General features: G+C 62.2%; 7 protein-coding genes. 3 read left to right on the top strand and 4 right to left on the bottom strand.

From position 1 onward, the window contains the following. Positions 1 to 309 precede the first annotated feature (309 nt). The 4 genes from GY937_04315 to GY937_04330 all read right to left on the bottom strand — a co-directional run bounded on the left by GY937_04315 (position 310) and on the right by GY937_04330 (position 4,619). On the bottom strand, positions 310 to 1,095 hold the full coding sequence (locus tag GY937_04315) for a hypothetical protein (protein ID MCP5055933.1): 786 nt from the start codon (positions 1,093 to 1,095) through the stop codon (positions 310 to 312). 37 nt (positions 1,096 to 1,132) lie between these two features. After that, a complete protein-coding gene (locus tag GY937_04320) occupies positions 1,133 to 2,191 on the bottom strand; it encodes a M4 family metallopeptidase (protein MCP5055934.1) in 1,059 nt (352 codons plus the stop codon). A gap of 530 nt (positions 2,192 to 2,721) precedes the next feature. After that, positions 2,722 to 4,161 carry a hypothetical protein gene (locus tag GY937_04325; protein ID MCP5055935.1) on the bottom strand — a complete coding sequence of 480 codons (1,440 nt, stop codon included), beginning with the start codon at positions 4,159 to 4,161 and terminating at the stop codon, positions 2,722 to 2,724. Continuing rightward, on the bottom strand, positions 4,086 to 4,619 hold the full coding sequence (locus GY937_04330) for a hypothetical protein (GenBank protein MCP5055936.1): 534 nt from the start codon (positions 4,617 to 4,619) through the stop codon (positions 4,086 to 4,088). The genes GY937_04325 and GY937_04330 overlap by 76 nt, the downstream gene beginning before the upstream one ends. 221 nt (positions 4,620 to 4,840) lie before the next feature. On the opposite strand from GY937_04330, the gene GY937_04335 reads away from it, so the two are divergent. The 3 genes from GY937_04335 to GY937_04345 all read left to right on the top strand — a co-directional run bounded on the left by GY937_04335 (position 4,841) and on the right by GY937_04345 (position 7,631). Continuing rightward, positions 4,841 to 5,590 carry a hypothetical protein gene (locus tag GY937_04335; GenBank protein ID MCP5055937.1) on the top strand — a complete coding sequence of 250 codons (750 nt, stop codon included), beginning with the start codon at positions 4,841 to 4,843 and terminating at the stop codon, positions 5,588 to 5,590. Continuing rightward, on the top strand, positions 5,587 to 6,516 hold the full coding sequence (locus GY937_04340) for a hypothetical protein (protein ID MCP5055938.1): 930 nt from the start codon (positions 5,587 to 5,589) through the stop codon (positions 6,514 to 6,516). Before GY937_04335 ends, GY937_04340 begins: the two co-directional genes overlap by 4 nt. A 68-nt stretch (positions 6,517 to 6,584) precedes the next feature. Next, positions 6,585 to 7,631 carry a hypothetical protein gene (locus GY937_04345; GenBank protein ID MCP5055939.1) on the top strand — a complete coding sequence of 349 codons (1,047 nt, stop codon included), beginning with the start codon at positions 6,585 to 6,587 and terminating at the stop codon, positions 7,629 to 7,631. Positions 7,632 to 7,763 lie beyond the last annotated feature (132 nt).

Below are 7,763 nucleotides of genomic sequence, written 5' to 3' on the forward strand. Positions count from 1 at the left end.
AATCCGCATGCTGCGTTCGATGTGGCGGGGGCTGGAAACGGAGTCACGGTGGGGTCTACACGGGCACGAACGGGGAAACCCGGGATACAGACAAGGCCACCGCCTTACGGACCACCGCGCCAGCCCTCGACCCTACCAGGCTCAGGAATATCAAGAAAAGTAATGCAGCGCCTGGGGACTGGCGTTCCGGTGAGTATCCCGGTGGCATTGGCCGCGGCGCTTCCCTGGCTCAACTGGCTCACACTGGGCGGATAGGCCTAGAACCGCGAGGACTACCAGTGAACCACCTGGAGAGAGAAGTCGAGGAATTTAACGCCGCGCTGTGAGCACCATCTCCAGACCTGTCGAGAGATCTGGGGCCACGTTCCAACCCGCAGCCTCCGCGTTGGCCCGCTCGTCGGAGTCTTCGCCGATGTAAAGGAGGCCGGTTGAAGAGCCAACACTTGGTACTCGTCCTGCTGTCAATTCGAAGATCTCCGGCGTGCTCTTGTCGAGGCCGACGACTGAACTGTAGACCCGCAGCTCTTCCCCGAAGAAAACAAGCATCCCACACTCCTCGAGGAGGGCGTCCATTTTCTCTTGTGAAAAGCCGCTTGGGGTGTTCGAGACCACCCCGAGCGGGAAACCCAACTCCTGAAATGCCTCGAGGCTCGCCAGTGCGCCGACAATCGGTTCGATGCGCAGCTTTCCGTGGGAATCGGCAATGGCCCGCCCCAAAGTGTCGCCAATGTCGAAAAAGATCGCCTGGACGGCGATCTCGGTGGCCGCACCGAGGCTGGAGGGCCAACTCGGGTCCTCCAGCTTTCGCGGGCCCGATCGGTCCTGCACGAATTCGACGAGGGGCGCCAAGCGCTCGGTCAAGACAGATTCGTCGAAGCTGACGTTGACGAAGCTCCCGTCATCCTGCTCGACCCGAAATTCGTAGATCTCCACGTCACGAGCCTTCGACTCGGCGCTGGACGGAGGCTCGGTCGTCAAGGGCTCGACGAGGCCCTTTAGTTCGCGAAGCTCACTCTCGTCGAGACCCTCACCATTGACCTCGCAGCCGCGAACTTGGCCTGCAATGCCCCCAGTCTGACGGAACCAGACTTTCATCGTTGGCCTCCCCAAACCCCGGGTAGACTCCCGCCGGTCAAGACAAGCCTACCCCCTTCCACCCGATCTTCACTGCCTTCAGCTCCTTGCTCCCGGTTCCAAAGAGCGCGGTCGCTGCCTTGAGTGTGCCCTCGACCATCTCGTCGAAGTCGCTCGTCGGCCGGAGCAGAGTGAGGGTGTCGTACCAGATGCGTCCTGCGCGGGTCCAGGCCTTGCCGCCGAGTTCGTAGGCCGTCAAGTAGAAGGCGTGGTTCGGAATGCCGGAGTTAATGTGGACACCTCCGTAGTCGTCAGTGCCCTTGTACTTGTTGTCCAGATGCTTGGGTTGAGCGTCTGTCCCCATGATCGGGTCGTCTTCAAAGGCAAGTTCGTCGAGGAAGGTCCGGAGCCCGGAGGCGTCCACGTTGGGTCCCAGACAGTCCTTGCCGACCGTCCAGTCACCTGACTTCGCGCTCTCCTTCTTGCGCCATTGGCGCACCAACACGCCCATCACGTCGGCGAAATGCTCGTTCAATGCACCCGACTCATTCTTGTACTCGAGATTGCAGGTATGAGTGACCACGCCGTGAGAGAATTCGTGGCCGACCACATCGAGCGATTTGGTAAAACGGATGAAGCGCACACCGTCACCGTCTCCATAGATCATCTGCTCGCCATTCCAATAAGCGTTGTTGTGCTTCTTGCGGAGGTGAACGCTTGAGATCAGTGCCATTCCATGGTCGTCGAGGGAGTTCCTCTCATACACCTTCTTGTAGAAATCGTACACGTAGCCGGCGTGTCGGTAGGCCTCATTTACGGCAGTGTCTTTCGTGTTCTTGTCGCCTTCTTCCCGGACGAGTTTCCCGGGGAGCGCCCACATTCCTTTGCCCTTGAGGTCGTAAACGAGGCGCTCCTTCTTCTGGCCCGCCGAAGGGATTGCGGCCATTGCAGGCATTGTCGAGTACAGGCTTCGAACCGCACGCGCCTCGGCGCCTGTCTCCATCGTTTCCATGGCGAGCTTTCGGACGTCAGGATCGTCGGACCTGGACATATGTTCGACGATGTAAGGCGGGAGGATGCAGTTTAGGCCGTGATTGCGAGGGCAGTTCGATTGCATGGAGGGCTCCTTGGCGAGGTCAGTGATCGTCGGATCAGGGCGGAGAAGAGTGCCCCCTCAGGGCGGAATGCCTCTTCCCAAAGCGGGTTCTTGACTTGAATCCATGTCGACTCAATTGAATCACAACTGCAATGTCTCCGAAACCCGAATCTCCTAACACCGGAGATTCCCTCGTGGGATCGGGACTACTGTTCCTGGCTGCCTTCCGTCTAAGATTTCGGAACTTGCACCTCGAGCTGCAGATCAAGACGACGTAGATGGAGGCCGTACGGTAATCCGGACCCGCCTAGACGAACCTCAAGGGAGGGGACGTGGCCGCCGCGGAGCATATCCTCGCGCTCCTGGAAATGATCGGCGCACTCGTGGCGGCTGGCCTGTTCGAACTCATGAAGTGGCTCAAGTGACAGCAGCCGAATAGCGCCGAGGCGGCAGGAGCGAACGTTGCAGGGATTGTCATCGTGGCGCTTCGTCCTGGAACGCCGCCGCGTTCGCGGGCGTCAGGTGAGCAGTCCGGCGCAGGCGTCAGCCCGTCACTTCGAGTGTGGGGTCGGGGGCACGGCCCTGCCACCGCCCTCGCCGCGCGGGAGCACCAGGCGTCGCACGAACTCGCGCGCGTCCCGGAGCCTGCTCGCGCTCCAGGCCGGCTCCTTTGCAACCTGCTTCGCGAAGCTCTCCACGACCCGCCTCGCCGCGGGATCCTCGACCGTGCCCACCTTGGCCTTGCCCTCGAGTACGTCCTCGCAGCTCGCCTGCACCTCAGGCTTGGCCGCGCACAGGAACTCCTGCCAGAACAGGGCCGCCATCAGGAGCGAGTCCTCGCGACGCTCGTGCGCTTCGATCCGCATTGCGCGCTGGAGATCGAACACCTTCAGCAGCCGGTAGCAGTTGCGCAGCCGCAGCAGCCTCCTCGGATTGTCGATCTCGAAGGTCTTGGCCAACGCCTCGAACCGCCTCGGATCCACGCCCCCGTGCGTCATGTCGAGATCGAGCGCGAGATCGAGGTCGGCACGGACGGCGGCCTTTGCGGACTGGGTATCGGGCGACGGCTGGATTCCTCCGGAGCCCTCCTTGTCCAATGCGCCTTCCTTCGTCGGCGCGGGGGCCATCTCCCCCTCCTGCTCGTCGGGTTCAGTGCCCTCGGGAGTTTCCGTCCCGGCGCCTGCGGACGTCGCCTGGCTGGCAAGGGCCCGCTCACTCGCGTAGCTCCGCTCGCGCCCGTCGCCCGATGCGAAGAGGCCGTGGACGAAGGCGCTAAGGTCGTCCGGGCGCCCCAGCCGAATCGGGAGCTGGATGATCTTGCCGAGGAAGTCGCGGGCGATGTCCTGCGCCGAGGTCTGCTCGTCGGCCATGCCCTTGTAGTGGCTGCCCACGGCGCGGAAGGCGATCCGCGCATCGATCCCGACGATCAGGACTACCTCGGGGATGACCATCACGAGCCGCAGGGCGTCGACGAAGACGACGAGCCGCCGCCGCGTGCCCTTGGATTCCGGGTCAACACGGCGGATGCCGCGGAGCTTGCACAGCTCGGCCAGATGGCGGTGGAGCACTGGGATCAGCCCCAGGTGCTTCGCGTAGTCGGGGAGCTTCAGGTAGGAGACCATCTGGTCGGCGAGGGGGTGGCTCCAGAGCTCGCGGACGTTGCCGAGGAAGCGCGCAGCCATGACGGCGGCTCCGAGCGCGAGGCCCCCTCCAAGACCGACCGAGACGCCGTCAACCGACTCCGTGGGCAGCGTACCCATGGCCGTGGCGACCATCCGGGCACCCAGGACCACGCCGGCGAGGGCGGTGAACGCGGCCAGCGACGTCCGCGCGAACCGCCAGCCGTGCTCCCGCCATGCAAAGCGAACCTGCAGCCACAACCGCTCGGCGGGACCGAGGTCGTCGACCAGCGCCTTCACGGTCTCCTGGGCGAGGCCAGCCGCGAGGTTGCCGGTCTGCTCGTATTCCCAGGCGTTGAACCAGGCGAACAAGAACTCGTGCTTCGTCTTCCTCTTCCGCTTTTCCCTCTGCTTGGGATTCCGCCCCTCCTCGGGTTTCCTCTTCTCTCGGCCGTCGAGCTCGATCCGGACCTCCGGGAGGCCCTCGCATCCGCGAAGCGCTCCAGGGCGTAGATCAGCTCCACGTGGAGCGGCAGGTCGACGGCCCGCTTGGCGACGTCGGGGAACGTGGCGAGGCCGGCCGCGTCATGGAGAAGGGACCAGTCGAGCTTCGCGGATGCGAGGGCCTCCCGGAGGTCCGGATCGAACTCGCCAGCCGCGATCAGGGCGACCGTGCGGGTGACCCCGGCCGTCTTGGTGAGGCCGTTGTCGAGCCGCCAGGCCTGGAGCGCGGCCGCCGTCTCGATGCACCGGTCGAGGCCACGCCCGCTCGAGCGCTCGAGGCGCTCGAGGACCTCGGGGAGCCGCTCCTGTCCGTCGGTCTGGTCCATGCCCCTCCCCTAATAGATGATACCTGAGGGGCTGGTCTTTTGGTGTGAACGGGTTCACACTGCGCGCCAACACCTTGCCTTCATGCTTGGCTTGCCCAACCGGGCTCACATTCGAGGAGGTAGGAGCAATGGCAGATCCCCAGACTTCACGTGAAGCCGCGGCCGCGGAGCGGCGCAGGGAACGTGCATGGGATACGACACACGCCGCCGCGCTTGGTTTCGTGCTCTTGCTGATCGGGATTCTCGCCTGGCAGTTTCGAACCAGCGAGACACTCCAATCGAACCCGGTCGGCGTCTGGCTCGCGATTCTGCTGCTCCTCGCGGCTTTCGGGGTCATCGCCGGACACGGAGTCAGCAAGAACTGGCGTGGACTGCTGATTGACCAGCGAAACCGGATGAGCCTTTCGAGGCTCCAGTTCGCCGGCTGGACGCTCCTGGTCCTCTCAGGGATTCTCACCGCCGCGCTGATGAACCTTGCGGTGGGGTGGGACCCGCTGGAGTTCACCATTCCGCAACAGCTTTTTGTCTTGATGGGAATCAGCACCGCTTCTCTGGTCGCTTCACCCGCGATCCTCACGACGAAGGGCAAGGCCACCTCCGAAGCCAAGAACCTGGGGATGCAGGCGCTCAAAGATGAAGGCTATGACGAAGTCTGGGATAGCGACAACATTGTCGTTGCGAACACAAGCCCCCTACAGGCTCGTTGGGCAGACATGCTCAAGGGAGAAGAACTCGGCAACGCAGCCGTGCTCGACTTGGGTAAGGTCCAGATGTTCTTCTTTACATTTGTACTCTTCCTTGCTTACGCATCAGCACTCGCCGGAATGTTCCGGGAGGCCCAAGACGCGATAACGCAGCTTCCGCCGATCCAGGACGGCATGAACGTCCTGCTTGGCATCAGCCACACCGGCTACTTGTCCAACAAGACGGTTTCGCATACCCCCGCAGCACCAGCGACAGGTACACCGTGAGCGCGGCGCGCAACACTGCGGCTGCGGTACCGCTGGCGATCGCTCTGCTTGGGAACGCCCTTCCCGCCGGGGATACAGCGCCCGACAACCGCCGATTTCGGCTTGCCCCCAACGCCACAGCAGAACTCGCCGCCGCAGCCGGCCTGAACGACCAGCAGGAGACCTGGCTTGACGAGCACAACCCCTTTGGGATTCCCACCACTCAAATGCCGGGTAACCGAACGCTGGTGATTCGCGAGGGGCACACGCTTGCACACAACAACGTAGACCTGATCGCGGACTGGGTATCCTTCCACCTAAAGGAGGCCTACGTCGAAGGGACGGAAACACGTCCGGGAACAGCAGCGTTCAAGGCGGATCCCGTGTTGCGCCCGGGCCGGCGAGCAGAGCGCTCCGACTACAAGAGTTCAGGCTTCGACCGTGGCCACCAGGCTGCCGCGGCGGATCAGAAAGGTAGAGGTAGACGAGTCGTTCGAGAAAGCTTTCTGCTGTCGAACATGACACCTCAGGCCCCCCGGCTGAACCAGAATCGCTGGAGACTGCTTGAGGATCATATCCAGCAGCTGGCAGCTGCCCGGGGAGATCTCTGGATCATTACGGGTCCTGCGTTCGTGGATGATGATGGCAATGAGGACGGCCTCGTCGAGTACAGCGTGATCGGCAAGAACGAGGTGGCTGTTCCGACACACTACTTCAAGATCGTTGTTGCGAAGGCCGCGAGTGGGGGGCACGACGCCATGGCGTTTCTGGTTCCGAACCGGGCGGTGACCGAGCGCGTCCCAGAGGAATTCGACGCGTACCTCGTATCGATCGACGAGCTCGAGGAACTCACGGGCTTCGACTTCCTGCGGGGCTTGCCCGATCCACAAGAGAACTCACTTGAGGGGGCGGTGGCTGCCGAGGTCTGGGCAATTCCGACGGACTAAAGAACGATACTGCACCGATCCCTTCCCGACGCCTACTGCCGTAGAAGGCGAGATACAGAGGAAACGACGTGATCGAGGTAGAAGTCGATGGGAAGACCGTAGAGCGGAAGATTGGCCTAGCCTTGTCCGGGGGCGGGTTTCGGGCATCCGCCTTCCATATGGGAGTCCTTCGGCGACTTGACGAACTCGCGATACTGGACAAGATCGACGTAGTCTCCACGGTCTCCGGAGGGTCGATCGTCGGCGCCTACTATGTGCTGAGACAAGGTGATCCGATTGGGGAGATTGAAAATGGATTCCGGAAGGCACTGAAGGCCAACGTGCGCATGCGCGGCCTGACTGGCTCCGTGGTCTTTCATCCGATCGAGTTCGGAAAAGCACTGTTCTCGAGCCGGTCGCGCACAAACATCACAGCCACCGAGTACGACCGCTTGCTCTTCCACGGCTCGCGGCTCTCGCAGCTCCCGGATTCTCCCAGGCTGGTCATCAACGCCACAAGCCTCAACAGCGGTGTCATCTGGAAGTTCAGCAAGGAGGAAATGGGAGACTACAAGTACGCCTCGGCGGAGAATCCGAATCTGTTGATCGCGGACGCGGTAGGAGCTTCTGCAGCCGTTCCCGGGCTGTTCCCTCCGCTTGTCCTGGACGAGAAAGCGCTCAAACAGGTCAATCTTCGCAAGGCCTACAAGGACACGCGGAAGATTCGCCTAGCCGACGGAGGCGTGCGTGACAACCAGGGGCTTACGTCAGTCTTCAGCGCAGGATGCGAGTACGTCATCTGCTCAGATGCATCAGGTCTGTTCGATGAAGATCCGGATGCATCGTCCCGCGCGATTTCGGTCCTACTTCGCTCCAACAGCATCGCGATGGATGCCGCTCGCGATCTCTTGGTCCAGCAACTGTTTGCCCGCAAGAGAGAGGGGACGATCTCCCAGAGCGTATTCTTCGACCTGCGAGACACGGTATCGGGAGGAGCACCGGGATTACCGGATTCCCTGGTTGGACCCGTTGCAAGGATCCGAACAGATCTGGATTGGTTCTCGGACGAAGAGATTGAGACGCTGATGTACCACGGATACACGTTGCTCGATCAGAAGCTGAAGAAGTATGTGTAGACGCTCACTCAGAAGCGTAGAAATCTGATCATTTGGCCGGGGGGCGACGCAGCCCGCCGTTCCGGATTCCGATTCAGATCTTCCGGGTCGAAAGGTCCTTGACCCAGGGCGAACGCCCTCCCGGCTCGACCG

It is taken from the genome of bacterium (assembly GCA_024228115.1).
Lineage (GTDB): Bacteria > Myxococcota_A > UBA9160 > UBA9160 > UBA6930.